Genomic DNA, 20,487 nt, shown 5'->3' with positions numbered 1-20,487 from the left:
TTTGGTGATGCTTGCGTGACACCCCCTGAGCCTCAACTGAAAGCCCTTCAGCAAGGAGCCGACCGATGGCCTGGTTGCAACGACTCAACGACCCGCTTCGCCAAGCGCTGGCGGGCACCCTGGGCGAAACCTATGCCGCGCTGCTCGAGCGCCTTGGCCCGGTTGCCCCGTTCGAACTGGCGGTGCTCGGCGGGCGCGCGATGGCCACCCCGGGCCTGGCCTTCCTGGTCGGCTACCAGGCCGCCTTGCGCGTGCTGTGGCCCAGTGCTCCACCGAGCCTCGGTGCCCTGTGCGCCACCGAGCGGCGCAGCGTGCGGCCGGCGGAGATGCGCACGCGCCTGGACGGCTTGCGGCTGACCGGCAGCAAGGACTTTGTCACTGCCGGCCTGGAGGCGGAATGGCTGCTGGTGGCGGCGCGCTGCGAGGCGACGGGCGCGGCGCCGCAGTTGAACCTGGCGGTGGTCTACCCCGGGGAGCCTGGTGTGACGCTGGAAGCGCTGCCGACCCTGCCGCTGATGCCGGAGGTGGGCCATGGGCGACTGGTGCTGGAGCAGGCGGCGTGCGAGTTGCTGGCCGGTGATGGTTGGGATGCCTATGTGAAGCCGTTCCGTTCGCTGGAGGACTTGTATGTGCTTACGGCGTTGACGGCCTGGCTGTATGGCGTGGGGCAGGAGTGCGCCTGGCCGCAGGCCCTGCGCCTGCAGCTGCTTGGGCTGCTGGCCGGGTGTGCCGAAGGTAGCCGGCAGTGCGCCGATAGCGTTGGCTGCCATTTGTTGCTGGGGGGATTGTTTGCACAGTTCCAGGCGCTGCGAGGGGAGATCGATGCTGCGTTGGCGGCGGGGCCGGCGCAGTGGGCGCAGATCTGGCAGCGTGACCAGGGGGTGATGGCGTTGGCGGCGGCGGCGCGGGAGAAGCGGCTGAACAAGGCTTGGGCTGCTGCGGGATTGTCATGAATGCCTGATAGGCTTGTGTGATCCGATGAATCCTGGGGCCGCTTTGCGGCCCTTTCGCGACACAAGGCCGCTCCCACAAAAGCAAGAGCAGCGCTGTTCCCTGTGGGAGCGGCCTTGTGTCGCGAAAGGGCTGCGCAGCAGCCCCAAAATTGCGAGCCTGAAACGGGATGCTGAAAAGTCTGCTGCTGCTTTTTTGCATGGCTACGGGAACCGCCAAAGCCGAGGTCTGGCCAACTCCGGACTGGCCAATCGACAACATCCCCCTCGACTGGCAAGCCGTCGACGCCTACGCCTTCCCCGCACACACCACCCCCGAACGCAGCGGCATCCGCACCGACGCCTTGCTGATCATCCGCGACGGCCGCATCCTCCACGAACGCTACGCCGCCCCCAGCACCGCCGCCACCGCCCACCTGACCTGGTCGATCAGCAAGAGCGTACTCGCCACGCTATTGGGCGTAGCCCAGGGCGAAGGCCGCTTCCAGCTGCAGGACCCGGTCACCCGCTTCTACCCGGCCATGCACGCCCATCCCGGCGTGCGCATGGCCGATCTGCTGCATTGGGCCAGCGGCCTGGACTGGCAGGAAGACTACGAATACGCCCCGCTCAAGTCCTCGGTGGTGGCCATGCTGTATACCCGTGGCCGCGAGGACATGGCGGCCTATGCGGCGGCGCGGGAAGCGGTGGCCAGCCCGGGCCAGCGGTTTCTCTATTCCAGTGGCGACAGCAACCTGCTGGCCGCCGCGTTGCGCGGCATGCTCGATGCCGGTCAGTACCCCGACTACCCCTGGCATGCGCTGTTCACTCCGTTGGGGATCGACAGCGCGGTATGGGAGCGTGACCGCGCAGGTACCTATGTGGGTTCGTCCTACCTGTACCTCAGCGCTCGCGACCTGGCGCGCATCGGCCTGCTGATGCAGCGCGACGGGCGCTGGCAGGATCGGCAATTGCTGCCCAAGCCCTGGGTGGCCTTCAACCGCACGCCGTTTGCCGCGGCCGAAGCGCTGCCCGGCGAGGCCAACCCCGGTGGCCACTGGTGGCTCAACCAGCCGCTGGCCGGCGCTGCACGGCCTTGGCCGAGTGCACCCGCAGACACCTACGCAGCCCTTGGCCACTGGGGCCAGGCGCTGTACGTGCTACCCGCGCAAAAGCTGGTGATCGTGCGTTACGCCGATGACCGCGACGGCAGCTACCAGCACGATGAACTGCTCAAGCGGATACTCGCGGCGCTGGCCGGGGAGGGGGCATGAAGCGGGTGCTGCTGGTGGTGTTGCTGGGGCTGGTGTACTGGGCCTGGCACGAGCGCCAGGCCTTGGCGGACTTCCCCGGTATCCTTTCGGCCTACTCGGCCAAGGAATATTGCTCGTGCCGCTTCGTCATGGGGTTCGAGCCGGCGCATTGCCAAGGCTACGTGAAGCAATGGCTGCCGCTGAGCCTGCTGGAGGAAGACAGCCAACAGCGGCAGATCACCGCCGAAGGCCTGGGCCGTCGCAATCGGGCCGCCTGGCAAGGCCCGCGCGAGGGCTGCCGCTTGCTGCCGTGAAGGCGGGCGGGTAAGGTTGGCGGCCTGGTTTCACGAGATCTGTCATGTTCAAGCTGCCCCGCCTGCTGCCCGCCTTGTTGCTGGCTTTTTGCCTGCCCGCCCATGCCAACTGGCACCTCGATGGCGAGTCTTCGCGCCTTTCGTTCATTACCGGCAAGAACGGTAACACCGCCGAAGTGCACCGCTTCCTGGTGCTGCATGGCACGGTCGACCGCAAGGGTGTGGCCGGGTTGAGCATCGAGATGGACTCGGTGAGCAGCGGTATTCCGCTGCGTGATGAACGCATGCGCGAGGACCTGTTCGAGGTCGAGCGCTTTGCCGAAGCCAAGGTGCAGGCGCAACTGGACCTGCGGCCGATCAACGACCTGGCCAACGGTGCCCAGATCGAATTGCGCCTGCCATTGACCGTGACCCTGCATGGCCAGTCGCACAGCTACAACGCCCTGCTGCTGGCCACCCGCCTGGACGAGCGACGCTTCCAGGTGGTGACCCTTGAGCCCCTGGTGCTGCGCGCCGAGGATTTCGGCCTGTTGCCGGGGCTGCAACGCCTGCGCAAGCTCGCCGGGCTCAAGTCCATCAACCCGTCGGTGCCGGTTAGCGCGGTGCTGATCTTCACCGCCCGCTGACATGCCGGGGCCGGTCTTTCCCTGGCGGGATGGCAATCAGTTCGAACTGCTGATCGACGGCCCCGAGTTTTTTCCGCGCATGCTCCTGGCGATCATGCGCGCCGAGTTCCAGGTCGACCTGGAGCTGTACCTGGTCGAAGCCGGTGACTGCGCGGATGCGGTGGTCGAAGCGCTGGAGCAGGCTGCCCGACGTGGCGTGCGGGTGCGCTGCCTGTTCGACGACTATGGCTCGCTGGCTTTCAACAGCCAGTTGCGTCAGCGCCTGCTGGACGCAGGTGTGTACCTGCGCTGGTACAACCGCCTGCGCTGGAAGCGTGGCCTGCGCAACCTGTACCGCGATCACCGCAAGTTGCTGCTGGTGGACGAGCGCTGGGCAGTGGTGGGCGGCACGGGCGTCACCGACGAGTTCTGGACACCGGGCGAGGCGACCAGTGAATGGCACGAGGTGATGGTGCAGATGCAGGGGCCGGTGGTAAGCGACTGGCAGTTGCTGTTCGACCGCCAGTGGCACGCCAACAACCGTCGCACTGCCTGGCGCCCCGCCGAGGGCTTTGGCCTGCCGCGCCTGCCCAAGGTGCCTGCGCAGGGGCAGGGCATGGGCCGGGTGGCCTATGCCGACGCCCGCCAGCACCAGGACATCCTGCATTCGCTGGTGCGGGCGATCAACAGCGGCAAGCAGCGAGTGTGGCTGGCCACGCCTTACTTCCTGCCGACCTGGAGCGTGCGCCGGTCGCTGCGCCGGGCTGCCGGCAAGGGGGTCGATGTGCGGCTGCTGCTGACCGGGCCGCGCACCGATCACCCCTCGGTACGTTACGCCGGGCACCGCTATTACCCGCGTCTGCTGCGCGCCGGGGTGCGCATCTACGAGTACCAGCCGTGTTTCCTGCACCTGAAGATGGTGCTGATCGACGACTGGGTCAGTATCGGCTCATGCAACTTCGATCACTGGAACCTGCGCTTCAACCTCGAGGCCAATATCGAGGCACTCGACCCGCCGCTGACGGCTGCCGTGCAAGCCAGTTTCGAGCGTGATTTCGCCTTGAGCGAGGTGGTCGACCTGGGCCACTGGAATGCCCGGCCGCTGTGGCGCCGGCTCAAGCAGCGGTTGTGGGGTTGGCTGGACCGGTTGGTGGTCAACTTGCTCGACCGTCGCGACTGAGACCGGCTATCGTGCAGTGACTGTCTCAAGGCAATCGAAGGAGTGGGTGCGATGACGGCGAAGAAAATTCTCATGTTGGTCGGCGACTACGTCGAAGATTACGAAGTCATGGTGCCGTTCCAGGCGCTGAGCATGGTCGGGCACACGGTGCATGCGGTATGCCCGGAAAAGGTCGCGGGGCAGACCGTGCGTACCGCGATTCATGATTTCGAGGGCGAACAGACCTACAGCGAAAAACCGGGGCACAACTTTGCCCTGAACTACGATTTCGTGCGGGTGCGTGCCGAGGGTTACGACGCGTTGCTGATCCCGGGTGGACGTGCACCGGAGTACCTGCGCCTGGATGAGCGGGTGCTGGAGCTGGTGCGGGCGTTCGACCAGGCCGGCAAGCCGATCGCGGCGGTATGCCATGGTGCCCAGTTGCTGGCGGCGGCCGGCGTGCTGGAAGGGCGCGAATGCAGTGCGTACCCGGCGTGCGCCCCGGAAGTGCGCTTGGCGGGCGGGACATTCATCGATATCGCGGTGGACCAGGCGCATGTGGACGGCAACCTGGTGACGGCACCGGCATGGCCGGCGCATCCGGCGTGGCTGGCGGCATTCCTCAAGGTGCTTGGTACCCGTATTGCCTGACAGGGCCTCTTCGCGGGCATGCCCGCTCCCACATGTACCTCACTGCTCTCAAGTCGTGTGGGATCCCTGGACTGCCCCCAAGAAGTTGGACACCAATCCAACCCTTGGGGGATCTATGGGTAAATACACAGAGCAGTTCAAGCTCACGGCTATCACCGCTTACCTAGAGGGCAGCCGGGGCTTTCGCAAGGTGGCACAACACTTTGGCATCGATTTCAGCCTGCTTCGGCGCTGGGTTGCTGGCTACCAAGTCGATGCCAGCCTCAGCCCTCGCTCGCATGGTCGCCGCTACACCGAGGAATTCAAGCGGCGGGTGCTCAAGTACATGCTTGAGCATCGCCTGTCCCTGCGCCAAACAGCGGCGCACTTTGACCTTGGACAGTCCTCACAGATAGGCATTTGGCTGCGGCAGCACTACAGTGGCAGTCCTGTAGCCACTCTCGCCAAACAAAGAAAATCAGCCGTGCCGAAGAAAATTAAGCCCATCAAGCCGACAGACACCAATGACGCAGAGAAATCTCGTGAGCAGTTGTTGAGCGAGCTCGAGTATCTGCGCATGGAGAATGATGTCCTAAAGGAGTTAAAGGCTCTGCGAGAGGAGAAGGAGCGAACACGGACGAAAAAGCCCTGATCGTCTGCAAATTCAGACATAAATATCCGCTGCCCGACCTCTTGCAGATGGTGGGGTTGGCACGCAGTACCTTTTATTACCAGGTCAAGTGCCAGCAAAAGCCGGACAGGCACGCCTCGCTCAAGGAGTTGGTGCAGCGTGTCTATCACGAGGAGAAAGGGCTGTATGGCTACCGCCGCATTGCCCTTGCCATCAGGAATCAGGGGACCTTGGTCAACAAGAAGGTCATTGAACGGTTGATGGCTGAGCTTGGTTTGCAGTCCGTTGTACGCCCGAAGAAGTATCGATCCTATCGCGGCATTGTCGGCAAGGTGGCAATGAATTTGCTGGAGCGTAATTTCGTCGCGCAACGCCCCAACCAGAAGTGGGTGACCGATGTCACTGAGTTCAAAGTGGCCCAACAAAAGCTCTACCTGTCGCCCGTGATGGACTTGTACAACGGTGAGATCATCGCCTATGAAACAGCTTGCCGGCCTACCTATGGCTTGGTCGGGAACATGCTGGAAAAGGCGCTCGATGGGTTGGGTGAAAAGCCCAAGCTAGTGATCCACTCAGACCAGGGATGGCATTACCAGCAGCCCCAATACCGCCATAAGCTCGCAGCGCACGGTGTGAAGCAGAGCATGTCTCGCAAGGGTAATTGTCTGGATAATGCAGCGATGGAAAGCTTCTTCGGCACACTGAAGTCAGAGTTCTTCTACCTGAAGCGCTTTGAAAGCGTCGAACAGCTGAAGGCGGGCCTGGAGGAGTACATCCATTACTACAACCATGACCGCATCAGGCTGAAACTCAATGGCCTGAGCCCTGTCAGCTACAGGACTCAGGCCACGGGCTAAAACTGTCCAACTTTTCGGGGGCAGTCCATCCCTGTGGGAGCGGGCGTGCCCGCGAAGAGGCCAGTACAGGCAATACACTCTAATCAGGCCACCTGCTCAACCCAGTCATTGAGGTTGTAGTAGTTGGTCACCCGGGCAATCTTCCCGCAATGGATATAGAAAAACGCCCCCGCCGGCAGTACATAGGTCTGCCCGTTGGCCGCCGGCAACCCTTCGTCATCGGCCAGATATTCCCCATGCACGGTGAACTCCGCCGCCGCGCGGCTGCCGTCGGCGTTCTGCATCACCACGATATCGGCCAGGCGCTCGCGGTAGCAGCGGTTCATCTTGTCCATGAACGCTGCAAACCGGGCCTTGCCCATCTGCCGCTCGCCCTGGTTGATGTCGTGGATCACATCCTCGCTGAGCAGGGCGAGAAAGGCCGGCATGTCGCCAGCATTGAAGGCGGCGTAGTAAGCATTTACCAGTTCGGTAGCGGTCATGGAACAATACCTGTCGTGGAGGGAAAAGGCGGGTCGTTGCTCCGGATGATAGGGTTTCCCCTCAAGCCCGGCTTAGCCGAGCGCGTCATCCACATCGACAAAACGACCGCCAAGCATGGAAATACGCCTGTTGCACGGCGCCGCTATCGCGCCTTACATCGATGACCTCGCTCGCCTGCGCCTTACCGTGTTCCGCGAGTTTCCCTACCTTTACGACGGCACCCCGGAGTACGAGGCCGACTACCTGGCCACCTATGCCCGCTCCGGGCGCAGCCTGGTGGTGCTGGCACTGGACGACGGCAAGGTCGTTGGCGCCTCCACCGGCCTGCCGCTGGTGGATGTCGCCCCCGAGTTCCAGCAGCCGTTCCTGGCCCAGGGGCGCGACCCGGCCAGCGTGTACTACTTCGGTGAATCGGTGGTACTGCGCGACTACCGTGGCCAGGGCCTGGGGGTGCGCTTTTTCATCGAGCGCGAGTCCTACGCACACAAGCTGGCCGAGTTCGACTACTGCGCGTTCTGTGCGGTCGAGCGGCCAGGCGTGCATCCACGGCGGCCAGCGGACTACAAGCCATTGCATGGCTTCTGGCGTAACCGCGGCTTCCTGCACGACCCGTCGCTGCGCACCAGCTACGCCTGGCGCGACCTGGACGAGCAGGAAAGCTCCGACAAGCTGATGTCGTTCTGGCTCAAGGAACTGCCGATATGATCCGTCTGGCGGCCTGCCAGTACGCCATCGAGCTGCATGAAACCTGGGAGGCCTACGCCGACCACCTGCAAGGCCTGTGTGCCGAAGCGGTGGAGGCGGGGGCCCGCCTGCTGCTGTTGCCGGAGTACGCCGGGCTGGTGCTCAGCGGGCAGCTGAGTGCCGAGCAGCGGGGTGACCTGAAGGCCTCCATCGTCGGCATCCAGCCGCTGATCGAGCCCTGGAAGGCCTTGTGCGAGAGCCTTGCCCGGCGCTGGGGAATCTACCTGCAACCGGGTAGCATACCGGTGCTGGACCGCGATGGGCGCTACCGCAACCGTGCCTGGTTGTTCGGCCCCAAGGGCGTGCTGGGTTATCAGGACAAGCTGATGATGACCCGTTTCGAACGGGAGCAATGGGATATAGCCGCAGGCCAGGGGTTGCAGGTGTTCGACACCGAACTGGGGCGCCTGGGCATCCTGATCTGCTACGACAACGAATTTCCGATGCTGGCGCGGCGTCTGGCCGAGGGTGGTGCCGACCTGATCCTGGCGCCGAGCTGTACCGACACCGAGGCGGGTTACCACCGGGTGCGTATCGGTGCCCAGGCGCGGGCGCTGGAGAACCAGATTGCGGTGTTGCAGAGCCCTACGGTCGGGCTGGCGCCCTGGTCGCCGGCGCTGGACGAGAATATCGGCCGGGCAGGGCTGTTCGTGCCGCCGGATCATGGGATGCCGGGGGATGGGGTGGTGGCCTTGAGTGAAGAATCGAGCCCTGCAACCAGTCAGTGGCTGGTCTGTGAGGTGGACCTTGAGGAAGTACGGCGGGTGAGGCGGGAAGGGCAGGTGTTTACCCGAAGGGACTGGCCGGAGCAGTTCGAAAGAATTGTGTAGAACAGGGGCGGCCTCTTCGCGGGTGAACCCGCTCCCACAGGTAGCGCGTAGCCCCAGGCTTGCGCTGTCCCTGTGGGAGCGGGTTTACCCGCGAAGAAGGCGACACTGTTACATCAGGCTTACTTCACTTCGACTGCCAGGCTCTGGGCAATCTTGCTCTGCCACAGGGCAGGGCCAGTGATGTGTACCGACTCACCGTTGCTGTCCACGGCGACGGTCACCGGCATGTCCTTGACCTCGAACTCGTAGATCGCTTCCATGCCCAGCTCGGCGAAGGCCAGGACCTTCGACTTGCGGATGGCCTGGGCCACCAGGTAGGCAGCGCCGCCGACGGCCATCAGGTACACGGCCTTGTTGTCCTTGATCGCTTCGATGGCGGCAGGGCCGCGCTCGGACTTGCCGATCATGCCCAGCAGGCCGGTCTGCTCGAGGATCTGGCGGGTGAACTTGTCCATGCGGGTGGCGGTGGTCGGGCCGGCTGGGCCTACCACTTCGTCACCGACCGGGTCGACCGGGCCGACGTAGTAGATGAAGCGGCCTTTCAGGTCCACCGGCAGCTCTTCGCCACGGTTGAGCATTTCGACCATGCGCTTGTGCGCGGCATCGCGGCCGGTCAGCATCTTGCCGTTGAGCAGGATGGTCTCGCCCGGCTTCCAGCTGGCGACTTCTTCCGGGGTGATGGCGTCGAGGTTGACGCGACGGGCGCTCGGGCCGGCTTCCCAGACGATTTCCGGATAGGCGTCCAGCGACGGCGCTTCCAGCTCGGCCGGGCCGGAGCCATCGAGCACGAAGTGGGCGTGGCGGGTGGCGGCGCAGTTGGGGATCATGCACACCGGCAGCGAAGCGGCGTGAGTCGGGTAGTCCATGATCTTGACGTCGAGCACGGTGGTCAGGCCACCCAGGCCCTGGGCGCCAATGCCCAGCTGGTTGACCTTCTCGAACAGCTCCAGGCGGATTTCTTCCAGGCGGTTCTGCGGGCCACGGGCTTTCAGTTCGTGGATGTCGATGGACTCCATCAACACTTCCTTGGCCATCACGGCGGCCTTCTCGGCGGTACCGCCGATGCCGATGCCGAGCATGCCAGGCGGGCACCAGCCAGCGCCCATGGTCGGGACGGTCTTCAGTACCCAGTCGACGATCGAGTCGGACGGGTTGAGCATGGCCATCTTCGACTTGTTCTCCGAGCCGCCGCCCTTGGCTGCGACATCGACCTCGACCTTGTCGCCGGGGACGATGGAGTAGTGGATCACTGCCGGGGTGTTGTCCTTGGTGTTCTTGCGGGCACCGGCCGGGTCGGCCAGGATCGAAGCGCGCAGGACGTTTTCAGGCAGGTTGTAGGCGCGACGCACACCTTCGTTGATCATGTCGTCGACGCTCAGGGTGGCGCCGTCCCAGCGCACGTCCATGCCCACGCGCACGAACACGGTGACGATACCGGTATCCTGGCAGATCGGGCGATGGCCGGTGGCGCACATGCGCGAGTTGATCAGGATCTGGGCGATGGAATCGCGCGCAGCAGGCGACTCTTCACGCAGATAGGCCTCGTGCATGGCCTGGATGAAATCGACGGGGTGGTAGTACGAGATGAATTGCAGGGCGTCGGCGACGCTCTGAATCAGGTCGTCTTGCTTGATCACGGTCATGCAGCGCGCTCCTCTTAAAGACGGGAACATTCATTACGGCGCTCGACGGTGCCGACCAGCGTGTCGAAGCGCCTTGCAAGGCGCCGGCAGGTCAGGCCGACGGAAAAAGGCGCGGCAGTATAGCGCGCATCCGTGCCGGGCACACCTGCGGCCGGTCTGGACCATGGTCGGCAGGTGGCAGGCATTCTTTTTGCTGCTGGGTTGCGCGGCTGGCCGTAAAATCGATTGGGGCTGCTGCGCAGCCCTTTCGCGACACAAGGCCGCTCCCACATGGGCCGGTGTACGCCGTGCCTTTGTGGGAGCGGCCTTGCGTCGCGAAAGGGGCGCAAAGCGTCCCCAGCAATCCAAAGCGGGAAGAGAAACCAGAACATGCCCGAACTTTGCGTGGGCGAGCGCCGCTGGGCGGTGCCGACCGGCAGCAACCTGCTCGATGCCCTGAACGAGGCCGGGCTGAATGTGCCCTACAGTTGCCGTGCCGGCAGTTGCCATGCCTGCCTGGTGCACTGCCTGGGCGGGCAACCGCTGGATGCCATGCCCGAGGCCCTGGCGCAGGACAAGCACGCCCAGGGCTGGCGCCTGGCCTGCCAGTGCCGGGTAGTCGAGGACCTGCGCGTGGCGCTGTTCGACCCGCAGCAGGATGGCGTGCCTGCGCAGGTCTGTGCCCTGGACTGGTTCGGCGATGTGCTGCGCGTGCGGCTGCGGCCCGAACGGGCAATGCGTTACCAGGCGGGGCAGCATGTGGTGCTGTGGAATGGCGCGGTGGCGCGGCCTTACTCCTTGGCCAGCCTTCCGGGCGAAGATGATTTCCTCGAGTTTCATATCGACTGCCAGCACCCCGGCGCCTTTTGTGACAAGGCCCGTGGCTTGCAGCTGGGTGATGTGCTGCGCCTGGGCGAGCTAAGGGGGGGGGCCTTGCATTACGACCCGGACTGGCAGCAGCGGCCGCTGTGGTTGCTGGCGGCGGGGACCGGGCTGGCGCCGTTGTGGGGCATCTTGCGCGAGGCTCTGCGGCAGGGGCACCAAGGGGAAATCAGGGTCATGCATGTGGCGCGCGAGGGCGTTGGGCATTATCTGGCCGAGCCGTTGCGGGAGATGGCGGATGTGAATGTCGAGTTGGTACTGGCAGAGCAGCTGGATGAGGCGTTGGCCGGGTTGCGGCCGTCATCGCGGCAGACGGTGGCGCTGGTGTGCGGGGCGCCGGGGAGTGTCGAGCGGTTTGCCCGGCGGCTGTTCATTGCCGGGGTGCCGCGGGGGCAGGTCTTTGCCGATGTGTTTGTCGAGCATGCCTGAGGCATTTGTGTAGCCTGGGCTGGCCTCATCGCCGGCAAGCCAGCTCCCACAGGATTGCATCAGACCTGGGCCTGCGCGGTACCTGTGGGAGCTGGCTTGCCGGCGATTGGGCCGCAGAGCGGCCCCCTCTGAAGCAGATCAACCGACCAGCGGATCACCGACATGCAGGATCTTCATGCCATTGGTGCCACCGATGGTGTGGTAGCTGTCACCCTTGGTCAGGATTACCCAGTCACCTTGCTCCACCAGGCCACGCTTGAGCAGTTCGTCGACCGCTGCCTGGCTCACCTTGTCGGCCGGCAGCGAGGCCGGGTCGAAGGCGATCGGGTACACGCCGCGGAACATGTTGGCACGGGCCTGGGTAGCGCGGTGCGGCGACAGGGCGAAGATCGGCACGTGCGAACGCAGGCGCGACATGATCAACGGGGTGTAGCCACTCTCGGTCAGGGCGATGATCGCCTTCACGCCCGGGAAGTGGTTGGCGGTGTACATGGCCGCCAGCGCGATGCTCTCGTCGCAGCGCTCGAAGGTGGTGTGCAGGCGGTGGCTGGACTTCTGGCTGGTCGGGTGCTTTTCGGCACCCAGGCAGATGCGGGCCATGGCCTGGACGGCTTCGATCGGGTAGGCACCGGCGGCACTCTCGGCCGACAGCATCACCGCGTCGGTGTTGTCCAGCACGGCGTTGGCCACGTCGGACACTTCGGCACGGGTCGGCATCGGGTTCTGGATCATCGACTCCATCATCTGGGTCGCCACGATCACCGCCTTGTTGTTGCGGCGGGCGTGCTGGATGATCTTCTTCTGGATGGCGATCAGCTCGGCGTCGCCGATTTCCACGCCCAGGTCGCCACGGGCGACCATGACGGCGTCGGAGGCGAGGATCAGCTTGTCGAGGGTTTCGTCGTCGGCCACCGCTTCGGCGCGTTCGATCTTGGCCACCAGCCAGGCGCTGCCGCCGGCTTCGTCACGCAGCTTGCGTGCGTACTCCATGTCGCTGGCGTCACGCGGGAAGGACACGGCCAGGTAGTCCAGGTCCATTTCCGCAGCCAGCTTGATGTCGGCCTTGTCTTTCTCGGTCAGGGCCGGTGCGGTCAGGCCGCCACCTTTACGGTTGATGCCTTTGTGGTCCGACAGCGGGCCACCGATGATCACCACGCAGTGCAGGGCATCTGCGGTGGCGGTCTCGACGCGCATCACCACGCGGCCATCGTCGAGCAGCAACTCGTCACCAACGCCGCAGTCCTTGACCAGGTCGGGGTAGTCGATACCGACGATGTCCTGGTTGCCTTCGGTCAGCGGGTGGGCGGTGGAGAAGGTGAACTTGTCACCGATCTTCAATTCGATGCGCTTGTTGGCGAACTTGGCGATGCGGATCTTCGGACCCTGCAGGTCGCCCAGCAGTGCAACATGGCGGCCGTTCTTGGCGGCGATGTCACGGATCAGGCGCGCGCGGGCCTTGTGCTCGTCCGGAGTGCCGTGGGAGAAGTTCAGGCGTGCCACGTCCAGGCCGGCGAGGATCAGCTGTTCGATCACTTCCGGCGAGTTGCTGGCGGGGCCAAGGGTGGCGACGATTTTGGTACGGCGGATGCTCATGCACAGACTCCTATAGTGAAGCGCAGCGAAAGGCTACTCCTGAATCTCGCTGTAGTCATTGTTCCGTTGCACTACCTGCGACCAAGGCAGGGTGGCATTTGAACGGGCAGGGTATCCTTGCAAAAGGGTGTGAAGATTTGCCGGCAAAGGCCGATACACTGGCATCAAAGGAGACCCCCATGCGAGCCCTGATCGTTTTAGCCCTGGCGGCCAGCGCCGTCGGCTGCACCCGCTGGTCCATGGACCACCACCTGAACAATGCCTACCGCGCCTACGACCGTGGCGATTGCGCACGGGTCATGCTCGAGCTGTCGCAGGTCGACCGCACCAGCCGTGCGCGACCGTTCATCCACCCCGAGGTGTCGCTGCTGCGCGGCCAGTGCCTGGAGCGCCAGGCCTTGTACGTGGATGCGGCGCAGACCTACCAGTACCTGATCCAGCAGTACCCGGGCAATGAATACGCCTATCGTGCCCAGGCACGCCTGCAGACCCTGGAGAAACTCGGCCATTTGCGCGGCGCCGAAGCCGCCGTGGCAAACCCGGTGAGCGCCGCACCTTGGCGTTAACACCAAGGTGTGATTTATTTCACGGGATTTGCCGCGCGTGCTGCGCTAATCTGTAACTCAGCTGTTACAACAACCGCCAGTTCCACGTATTCCTGGCATCGGATACGGACTGCACTTGCGATCATGTTCAACAAGCGCCACATCGAACGCCATCAGCTGCCTTGTGTTCTCAAGGTGTTCAACCGCATTACCGGCCAGGCCATCGGCCAGCTGGGCAACGCCTCCGAAGACGGGCTGATGCTGATAAGCCAGCTACCTGTGCTGGTCGGGCCCGACTACGATCTGCAATTACGCCTGCCGCTGGTTGGTGGCGGGCATCAGTTCGTCAACCTTACCGCCAGCTGCCTGTGGTGCCGTGAAGACCAGACACCCGGGCACTACGATTCGGGCTTCATGCTGCTGCAGGCGCCCCGCGAGTACGACGAATTCGTCCGCTCGTTGCGCGACTATTTCAGTTTCCGCCCCGCCAACGCCTCTGCCTGAGCCTCGGGCCCAGGCTCGCTGGAGTCGCGCCAGAATCGCGCTAGAATCGGGTCGACCTCGATACAGGACGACCCCGTGACCTCCAGCATTTTCTGGCACGACTACGAAACCACCGGCATCAACCCGCGCTGCGACCGGCCGCTGCAGGTGGCCGGCGTGCGCACCGACTTCGACCTCAACGAAATCGACGAGCCGATCAGCCTTTATTGCCGGCCCTCCGACGATATCCTGCCGCACCCGGCCGCCTGCCTGGTGACCGGCATCACTCCACAACTGCTGGCCGAACAGGGCCTGTGCGAAGCCGAGTTCATGACCCGGGTGCATGCGCAGCTGGCGCACCCTGGTACCTGTGGCGCCGGCTACAACACCCTGCGCTTCGACGACGAAGTGACCCGCTACAGCCTGTACCGCAACTTTTTCGACCCTTATGCCCGAGAGTGGCAGGGTGGCAACAGCCGCTGGGACCTGATCGACATCGTACGCACGGCCTATGCATTGCGCCCGGACGGCATCGAGTGGCCGCAGCAGGATGGGCGCACCAGCCTGCGCCTGGAGCTGCTGAGCAAGGCCAATGGCATCGACCATGGGCATGCCCACGAAGCGCTTTCCGATGTGCGGGCAACCATCGCCCTGGCCCGCCTGATCCGGCAGAAACAGCCCAAGTTGTATGACTGGCTGTTCCAGTTGCGCAGCAAGCATAAAGTGATGGAGCAGATCCATTTGTTGCAGCCACTGGTGCATATATCCGGGCGCTTCTCGGCGGCACGCAATTACCTTGGTGTCGTATTGCCACTGGCCTGGCACCCGCGTAATCGCAATGCACTGATTGTGTGCGACCTGCATCAGGAAACCCTACCGTTACTACGGGAAAGTGCTGAAGTTCTACGCCAGCGTTTGTATACCCGCCATGAAGAACTGGCCGAAGGCGAATTACCCGTGCCGCTCAAATTGGTGCAGATCAATCGCTGCCCGGTACTGGCGCCACTTTCGGTATTGCGCCCGGCTGATCAACAACGGTTGGGTCTGGACTTGACGTTGTTACAATTGCGCGGCGAAGAATTGGCCAAGCAACAGGCGCAATGGCAAGACAAGCTGGAACACATCTACGGCAAGGAAGACTTCGCCCCGAGTGAAGACCCGGAACAACAGTTGTATGACGGTTTTCTGGGGGACCGTGACCGCCGCTTATGTGAGCAAGTTCGTGCACTGGAACCGGCGCAGTTGGGCCGTGGGCAGTGGATGTTCGATGACCCGCGCCTGCCTGAACTGTTGTTCCGCTATCGGGCGCGCAACTTCCCCGAGACCCTGACCGGCGAAGAGCGGCAACGCTGGTTCAGCTTCTGCCAGCAGCGCCTGAGCGACCCGCATTGGGGTGCGCCGAATACGCTGGGCGACTTCGAACAGGCGCGGCAGCAGGCCTGGGAGGGCGCCGACGAGGCGGGGCGGCGCGTGCTGGACGCGTGGCAGGTACATGCCCGGCAATTGCAGGCACAGTTTGCAATTGGCTGAGCGCTGACACAAAACGCGGACAAACAAAAACGCCGGCAATATGCCGGCGTTCTTGTTGCGATAAGCAGCAGGCGTGTGCGGACAATCAGTCCAGCAGGGTCGCCCAGCTTTCAACCACATCGCCACCCCACTTGGCTTTCCATTCTTTCAGGGTCTTGTGGTTGCCGCCTTTGGTTTCGATCACTTCATTGTTGTGCGGGTTCTTGTATTGCTTGACCTTGCGTGCACGCTTGGTGGCGGTAGTCTTGACCGCACCACGAGGTGCCTTGCTCAGTTTCGACTCTGGGTCGAGCAGGGCAATCACGTCGCGCAGCGACTTGGAGTACTCGCCCATCAGTGTGCGCAGTTTGCCTTCGAACTCCAGTTCTTTCTTCAGCTTGTCATCCTGCGACAGGTTGGCCAGGCGGGCCTGAAGTTCCTTGATGGCTTCTTCGGTAGCGCGGTACTCGTTGATCAGGGACATGGAGTGTTCCTTAATGCGTGTTCAGAAATGTGTGGGGCAATAATAGACAGGCAATACTCGCAAGTAAACATATTGTTGGGCAATTAACTGTTAACTAAGCTGTGACAACCAATTCTCTACGTGAACAAAAATTTACAATTAACCCTGCATTTCGTCATGTCTGTCAGAGAATGCCGGCAGTGCATCTCGTCAGGAACACAGGCCACGGCCGCTGCGATCAATACTGCGTTTTTCCTGGCGGGCCGCTAGAATGAGCGCCTTTGCGAAGTTCTGGAGTCTCATTCATGCGCACCTATCGTCTGGTGATCGCCTGCCCCGACCGTGTTGGCATCGTGGCGAAAGTCAGTAATTTCCTGGCCTTGTACAATGGCTGGATCAACGAAGCCAGCCACCACTCCGATGAGCAGAGCGGTTGGTTCTTCATGCGCCATGAAATCCGCGCCGAATCGCTGCCATTCGGTATCGAAGCCTTCCGCGAGGCGTTTGCGCCGATCGCCGAAGAGTTCTCCATGACCTGGCGCATTACCGACTCGGCGCAGAAAAAGCGCGTGGTGCTGATGGCCAGCCGCGAGTCGCACTGCCTGGCCGACCTGCTGCACCGCTGGCACACCGATGAGCTGGACTGCGAGATCCCTTGCGTGATCTCCAACCACAACGACCTGCGCAGCATGGTCGAGTGGCACGGTATTCCGTTCTTCCATGTACCGGTCGACCCCAAGGACAAGGCCCCGGCCTTTGCCGAAGTGTCGCGCCTGGTGCAGGAGCACGCCGCCGACGTGGTGGTGCTGGCCCGCTACATGCAGATCCTGCCGCCGCAACTGTGCCAGGACTATGCTGAAAAGGTGATCAACATCCACCACAGCTTCCTGCCGTCGTTCGTCGGCGCCAAGCCGTATCACCAGGCCGCCCTGCGTGGTGTGAAGCTGATCGGCGCGACCTGCCACTACGTCACCGAAGAGCTGGACGCCGGCCCGATCATCGAGCAGGACGTGGTGCGTGTCAGCCATGCCGACAGCATCGATGACATGGTCCGCTTTGGCCGTGATGTGGAGAAGATGGTGCTGGCCCGTGGCCTGCGTTATCACCTGGAGGACCGGGTGCTGGTGCATGGCAACAAGACTGTGGTGTTTGACTGATACAGACTGGTTGCCTGTGAGGTTCTGGGGCTGCTTTGCAGCCCATCGCGACACAAGGCCGCTCCTACAAGGGATCGCGTACCGGCACTGCGTCGCGTAACTCCTGTAGGAGCGGCCTTGTGTCGCGAAAGGGGCGCGAAGCGCCCCCAGCAATCTGAGGGATAAGCCGATGGCCAAGCAGCGCAACCAACCCACCGCCTCACCCCCACCCACCCTCGGTGAAGGCTGCCTGGCCCGCTACGACCCCGAAGCCCTGGCCGACACCGATGGCACCGATTTCCCCGGCGCCGCCGAACTCTGGCAGCAGCTCAACCCGCCTGACGCCGCCAACGCTCCAGCAGCGGGCGCGCCAGCAGGCACACAAACACCGGCCCACCCGCCAGCAGATAAAAGTAGTAAGTGACCGCCCGCCATATCAGGATCGCCGCAGCCGCGGTCGAACTGCCCACCAGTGGCGTCAGCAGGCTGGCCGAAGTCAGCTCGGCGGCACCGGCACCGCCAGGCAGCAGGCTGAACTGGCCGGCACTGAGCGAGAGCATCTGCACCAAAAAGCTGGGGATCCACGCCAGGTCTACCCCCAACCCCCTCAATACCAGATACAACACGCTGTAGCGCAGGCCCCAGTGGGCGCAGGTCAGGGTGAACACCAGGGTCAGCGTGCGCTTGGGCAGGCGCCAGGTCTGCGCCAGTGCGTCGATGAAGCGCAGCAGCTTGCGCGCCCAGCGCCACTTGCGCTGGCGGCTCATGCCCAGGCGGCGCAGCAACCTGCCGTTCACACGCATCACCGTGCGCCGGTAGCGCAGCAGGCCAATCACCCCGGCCAGTGCCGTGCACAACAGCAACGCGCTGCCCAGCAACATGCTTTCCTGGCTGCGGCCCAGGCTGTGGAACAGTGCATAGCCGGCAATCGCCAGCATCGCGCAGAAAAAGAACACCAGGTCGTTCAGCTGGTCCATGGCAAACACCGCGCCGCTGCGCGCCGGGCCGATCCGGTCGCGTGCCAGCAGGGCCATCAGGGTCAAGGGGCCGCCGCTGCCGCCGGGGGTGGTACAGATGGCGAACTCGGTAGCCATCACCACACCCAGGCTACGCAGGCGCCCAAGCCTTGCTCCTTGCTGGCCGAGCAACAGGCGCAAGCGGATGGCGTTGATGACCCAGCACAGCAGGATCATGCCCAGCAGGGTCAGCATCAGGCTGGGGGCGAAGCGCTGCAACCTCGGTAGCAGCTCGCTGCCACCGAGCAGGGCTGGCACCAGCACGGCACCGAGCAGTGCCAGGGCCAGCCAGGCCAAGCGGTTCATGCGCTGGCCTGGCGGTCGAGCCAGGTGGACTTGGTCAGGGGCTCGCGGCCCTGTGCCAGTAGCGTGTGCAAGGTGTTCAGCCAATAGTCGCGGGAGGCGCGATGGCGCATGTCCACCGGGTGCAGGCCCAGGCGCAGGGTCTGGGCGTCGTGCCAGCGCCGGCATTGCCAGTCGCACAGCACCCGTGACAGGCCGCGACGCCAGGCGCTGCGGGCACTCCAGACCAGCCCCGGGGCCTTGATCGCGGTGAAGTCTGGTAAACGGTACAAGTGCTGTGGCGTGCTGGTGTAGCGCAGCGGCAGGCGGCGCAGTGCCTGGCGGGTGCCTTCGCTCATCAGCCAGGCAGGCGCGACGAAGCCGGCCACCGGCCAGCCCTGCTGGGCGAACAGGGCCAGGCCGTGCTCCAGACGTTGCAGGGCCTGCTGCTGGTCCAGGGCGTAGAACTCGCCTTCATGGGTATAGATGCGGCGCATGAAGTATTCGCCGGGCGTGCGTGGTGGCGGGCCGTTGTCGGCATGGTAGAAGCCGTGCAGGGCAAGCTCGTCGCCCTGGGCCAGGCGCCGTTCGAGCAAGCGGCAGAAGGTGGGCGAGCGCTGCAGCGGGTTGCGGTGGTGAAAGTCCGGCACCACCAGCCAGGTCATGGGGATGCCGCCGATGGCGTCGACGGCCTGGACGAAGGGTTGATAGTCGGGCCAGGTCTCGGGCGCGACATCGTGCAGCACCAGCATCAGGCTGCGCGCTGGCGGCAGTGGCTCAGCCATGGGCACGGACCTGCGGTTGGTGGCCAAGCACGGCCTGGTAGTGCTGCAGCAGGCCGGCGACCACGTGGTCCCACGAATACTGCTGCTCGGCATGGCGACGGGCCTGAGCCCCGAGCTTGCGCACGCCGGCCTCGAACGCCTCCTGCACGGCCGTCGCCATGGCTTTGCTATCGTTGGGGCGGCACAGGCGCCCGCACTGTTCGTTGACGATTTCGCCGAAAGCACCGGCGCGCACGGCCACCACCGGCGTGGCGCTGGCCATCGCTTCGAGAATGACCAGGCCGAAGGTTTCCTGGTCGCCGGCGTGCACCAGCAGGTCGGCGCTGGCCATCAGCCGGGCGACTTCCGGAGCCGGGCAGAAGTGATCGATCACACTGACGTTCTGCGGCACGTTGGCCGGCATGTTCGAACCCACCAGCAGCAAGTGGTAGGGGTGGCCCAGGTGCTGCATGCACTCGAGCAGCACCGGCAGGTTCTTTTCCCGCGAGCCACGGCCGGCGTAGATCAGCAGGCGACTGGTGTCGGCAATGCCCAGTTCGGCACGCAGCTGCGGGTCGCGCTGGCTGGGGTGGAAGGTGGCCAGGTCGACGCCCAGGCGCTGCACGTGCACATCGCGCACCCCCAGGCGGCGCAACTTGTCGGCCATGACCTGGCTGGGGGCCAGGACCCGGTCGAAATTGCCGTACAGCTTGCTGACATAGGCCTCTACATTGGGGGTGAACCAGTTGCCCATGCGGTTGCTGACCAGTAGCGGCAGGTCGGAATGGTAGAAGCCGATCACCGGCACATCGAGCTTGCGCCGCGCTTCCAGCGCAGCCCAGGCGGTCAGGTAGGGGTCGCCGACTTCGATCAGGTCGGGCTTGAGCCTGCGCAGCACATTGCACCAGGGGGCCAGGCGTACCGGGAAGCGGTAGCCATTGCCGAACGGCAGCGGCGGTGCGGGCACCTGGTAGATGCCATCGGCGTGCTGGGCGCTGGCACCGGGTATCAGCAAGCTGTGGCGGACGCCCTGGATGGCGTCGAGGCGGTGGTGTTTGGCATCAAGATAGGTACGTACGCCGCCGCTGGCGGGGGCGTAGAACATGGTGATGTCGGCGATGTGCACGATCAGCATCCCTCCGGGATCGTCTTCGGGTCTGTCATCCGGCGCTAACGGGCCGGCGATGACGCGCCTAAAGGTTGACCTATCAGAAGGATAGTTTGTTCGATCGGGGTTGGGCGGGGAGGGGGAAGGCGGGGGATCGGTGTGGGCTTCTTCGCGGGCTTGCCCGCTCCCACAGGGATCACCACGCATTCAAGAGCGGCGG

The 20,487-nt window shown here is 64.0% G+C and carries 21 protein-coding genes; 14 read left to right on the top strand and 7 right to left on the bottom strand.

Annotated features, from left to right (window positions below):
• Positions 1-65 precede the first annotated feature (65 nt).
• The 7 genes from ABNP31_RS21385 to ABNP31_RS21355 all read left to right on the top strand — a co-directional run bounded on the left by ABNP31_RS21385 (position 66) and on the right by ABNP31_RS21355 (position 6,378).
• On the top strand, positions 66-953 hold the full coding sequence (locus tag ABNP31_RS21385; RefSeq protein WP_350012740.1) for an acyl-CoA dehydrogenase: 888 nt from the start codon (positions 66-68) through the stop codon (positions 951-953).
• A gap of 167 nt (positions 954-1,120) precedes the next feature.
• Positions 1,121-2,203 (top strand): serine hydrolase domain-containing protein, encoded by a 1,083-nt coding sequence (locus tag ABNP31_RS21380; RefSeq protein WP_350012739.1) that lies wholly within the window; start codon positions 1,121-1,123, stop codon positions 2,201-2,203.
• Positions 2,200-2,496 carry an amidase gene (locus tag ABNP31_RS21375; RefSeq protein ID WP_238066895.1) on the top strand — a complete coding sequence of 99 codons (297 nt, stop codon included), beginning with the start codon at positions 2,200-2,202 and terminating at the stop codon, positions 2,494-2,496. Before ABNP31_RS21380 ends, ABNP31_RS21375 begins: the two co-directional genes overlap by 4 nt.
• Before the next feature lie 44 nt (positions 2,497-2,540).
• Positions 2,541-3,122 carry a YceI family protein gene (locus ABNP31_RS21370; RefSeq protein ID WP_025340510.1) on the top strand — a complete coding sequence of 194 codons (582 nt, stop codon included), beginning with the start codon at positions 2,541-2,543 and terminating at the stop codon, positions 3,120-3,122.
• 1 nt (position 3,123) lies between these two features.
• Positions 3,124-4,281: a phospholipase D-like domain-containing protein gene (locus ABNP31_RS21365; RefSeq protein WP_085664396.1), complete on the top strand. Its 1,158-nt coding sequence runs from the start codon at positions 3,124-3,126 to the stop codon at positions 4,279-4,281.
• Positions 4,282-4,332: 51 nt separating this feature from the next.
• Positions 4,333-4,911 carry a DJ-1/PfpI family protein gene (locus ABNP31_RS21360; RefSeq protein ID WP_085601223.1) on the top strand — a complete coding sequence of 193 codons (579 nt, stop codon included), beginning with the start codon at positions 4,333-4,335 and terminating at the stop codon, positions 4,909-4,911.
• Positions 4,912-5,026: 115 nt separating this feature from the next.
• A protein-coding gene (locus tag ABNP31_RS21355; RefSeq protein WP_371915777.1) for an IS3 family transposase occupies positions 5,027-6,378 on the top strand; the annotation gives its coding sequence in 2 pieces (ribosomal slippage) (positions 5,027-5,498 and positions 5,498-6,378; 1,353 coding nt in all).
• Positions 6,379-6,461: 83 nt separating this feature from the next.
• On the opposite strand, the gene ABNP31_RS21350 is transcribed toward ABNP31_RS21355, so the two are convergent.
• Positions 6,462-6,860 (bottom strand): nuclear transport factor 2 family protein, encoded by a 399-nt coding sequence (locus tag ABNP31_RS21350; protein WP_025340507.1) that lies wholly within the window; start codon positions 6,858-6,860, stop codon positions 6,462-6,464.
• Positions 6,861-6,975: 115 nt separating this feature from the next.
• Here ABNP31_RS21350 and ABNP31_RS21345 point away from each other — a divergent pair, with 115 nt between their 5' ends.
• Together ABNP31_RS21345 and ABNP31_RS21340 are read left to right on the top strand one after the other, a co-directional pair.
• Complete coding sequence (locus ABNP31_RS21345) at positions 6,976-7,566, top strand: GNAT family N-acetyltransferase (RefSeq protein WP_085664395.1); 591 nt, start codon at positions 6,976-6,978, stop codon at positions 7,564-7,566.
• Positions 7,563-8,435, top strand: a complete 873-nt coding sequence (locus tag ABNP31_RS21340) for a carbon-nitrogen hydrolase family protein (protein ID WP_350012738.1) — start codon at positions 7,563-7,565, stop codon at positions 8,433-8,435. Before ABNP31_RS21345 ends, ABNP31_RS21340 begins: the two co-directional genes overlap by 4 nt.
• 119 nt (positions 8,436-8,554) lie before the next feature.
• On the opposite strand, the gene ABNP31_RS21335 is transcribed toward ABNP31_RS21340, so the two are convergent.
• Complete coding sequence (locus ABNP31_RS21335; RefSeq protein WP_025340505.1) at positions 8,555-10,078, bottom strand: fumarate hydratase; 1,524 nt, start codon at positions 10,076-10,078, stop codon at positions 8,555-8,557.
• A gap of 369 nt (positions 10,079-10,447) precedes the next feature.
• Here ABNP31_RS21335 and ABNP31_RS21330 point away from each other — a divergent pair, with 369 nt between their 5' ends.
• A complete protein-coding gene (locus tag ABNP31_RS21330) occupies positions 10,448-11,368 on the top strand; it encodes an iron-sulfur-binding ferredoxin reductase (RefSeq protein ID WP_137162350.1) in 921 nt (306 codons plus the stop codon).
• Positions 11,369-11,506: 138 nt separating this feature from the next.
• On the opposite strand, the gene pyk is transcribed toward ABNP31_RS21330, so the two are convergent.
• Positions 11,507-12,961 (bottom strand): pyruvate kinase, encoded by a 1,455-nt coding sequence (pyk, locus tag ABNP31_RS21325; RefSeq protein WP_013974057.1) that lies wholly within the window; start codon positions 12,959-12,961, stop codon positions 11,507-11,509.
• A gap of 179 nt (positions 12,962-13,140) precedes the next feature.
• Between pyk and ABNP31_RS21320 the strand changes: the two genes are divergently transcribed.
• The 3 genes from ABNP31_RS21320 (at position 13,141) to sbcB (ending at position 15,519) form a co-directional block, all read left to right on the top strand.
• Positions 13,141-13,527 carry a hypothetical protein gene (locus ABNP31_RS21320; RefSeq protein WP_084785259.1) on the top strand — a complete coding sequence of 129 codons (387 nt, stop codon included), beginning with the start codon at positions 13,141-13,143 and terminating at the stop codon, positions 13,525-13,527.
• A 123-nt stretch (positions 13,528-13,650) separates the two neighbouring features.
• Positions 13,651-14,010 carry a PilZ domain-containing protein gene (locus ABNP31_RS21315; protein WP_025340502.1) on the top strand — a complete coding sequence of 120 codons (360 nt, stop codon included), beginning with the start codon at positions 13,651-13,653 and terminating at the stop codon, positions 14,008-14,010.
• A 75-nt stretch (positions 14,011-14,085) separates the two neighbouring features.
• A complete protein-coding gene (gene sbcB / locus ABNP31_RS21310) occupies positions 14,086-15,519 on the top strand; it encodes an exodeoxyribonuclease I (RefSeq protein ID WP_085664392.1) in 1,434 nt (477 codons plus the stop codon).
• Positions 15,520-15,604: 85 nt separating this feature from the next.
• On the opposite strand, the gene mvaT is transcribed toward sbcB, so the two are convergent.
• Positions 15,605-15,982 carry a histone-like nucleoid-structuring protein MvaT gene (mvaT, locus tag ABNP31_RS21305; protein ID WP_003259590.1) on the bottom strand — a complete coding sequence of 126 codons (378 nt, stop codon included), beginning with the start codon at positions 15,980-15,982 and terminating at the stop codon, positions 15,605-15,607.
• Positions 15,983-16,266: 284 nt separating this feature from the next.
• On the opposite strand from mvaT, the gene purU reads away from it, so the two are divergent.
• The gene (gene purU / locus ABNP31_RS21300) at positions 16,267-17,118 is read left to right on the top strand and encodes a formyltetrahydrofolate deformylase (protein ID WP_023662871.1); all 852 of its coding nucleotides are present in this window, start codon (positions 16,267-16,269) and stop codon (positions 17,116-17,118) included.
• A 308-nt stretch (positions 17,119-17,426) separates the two neighbouring features.
• On the opposite strand, the gene ABNP31_RS21295 is transcribed toward purU, so the two are convergent.
• The 3 genes from ABNP31_RS21295 to ABNP31_RS21285 are packed head-to-tail and all read right to left on the bottom strand — an operon-like array spanning position 17,427 to position 20,294.
• Entirely contained in the window at positions 17,427-18,419 is a 993-nt protein-coding gene (locus ABNP31_RS21295; protein ID WP_085592062.1) for a lysylphosphatidylglycerol synthase transmembrane domain-containing protein, read from the bottom strand.
• Positions 18,416-19,180 carry a DUF2334 domain-containing protein gene (locus ABNP31_RS21290; RefSeq protein WP_238066891.1) on the bottom strand — a complete coding sequence of 255 codons (765 nt, stop codon included), beginning with the start codon at positions 19,178-19,180 and terminating at the stop codon, positions 18,416-18,418. The genes ABNP31_RS21295 and ABNP31_RS21290 overlap by 4 nt, the downstream gene beginning before the upstream one ends.
• Positions 19,173-20,294, bottom strand: a complete 1,122-nt coding sequence (locus ABNP31_RS21285; protein WP_025340498.1) for a glycosyltransferase family 4 protein — start codon at positions 20,292-20,294, stop codon at positions 19,173-19,175. The genes ABNP31_RS21290 and ABNP31_RS21285 overlap by 8 nt, the downstream gene beginning before the upstream one ends.
• Positions 20,295-20,487: the final 193 nt, after the last annotated feature.

The organism is Pseudomonas asiatica (assembly GCF_040214835.1).
Classification (GTDB): Bacteria; Pseudomonadota; Gammaproteobacteria; order Pseudomonadales; family Pseudomonadaceae; genus Aquipseudomonas; species Aquipseudomonas putida_Z.
This window is presented reverse-complemented; position numbering and strand designations above follow the sequence as displayed.